Origin of the sequence: Cobetia sp. SIMBA_158 (assembly GCF_046566945.1) — a bacterium.
Lineage (GTDB): Bacteria > Pseudomonadota > Gammaproteobacteria > Pseudomonadales > Halomonadaceae > Cobetia > Cobetia amphilecti.
Genome location: NZ_JAWJYL010000207.1, coordinates 1 through 292 on the forward strand (window position 1 = coordinate 1; position 292 = coordinate 292).

The following is a 292-nucleotide window of genomic DNA, read 5'->3' on the forward strand; positions in this document are numbered from 1 at the left end:
GTTGATGTCCTTGCCCGATGCAACGGTCAGCGAATTGCCCGCGTTGAGCGTGGTGGCCGTGAGCGTATCGTCCGAGAGGTGCGACGACTCCGAATAGCTGCCGTGACCGTCCTTGCCCGAACTGTTGCTATCGACCGTTGACGTGGACTTGGCCTCTTCCAGGTTCACGTTACCTTTCGCCGCGACGACACCGCCACCGCCCAGGTTGATGTTCGCGCCTGACGCGTTCAGGTCGCCGGTCACGGCGATCTGCGAAATGCCGCCAACTTTCAGTGAGCTACCGTTTACCTGG

General features: G+C 61.0%; 1 protein-coding gene. It reads right to left on the minus strand.

Annotation, left to right across the window (positions count from 1 at the left end; translation table 11 throughout):
- On the minus strand, window positions 1-292 hold a 292-nt coding region (locus tag R2R70_RS19650; RefSeq protein WP_410978844.1), incomplete at both ends, for a hemagglutinin repeat-containing protein.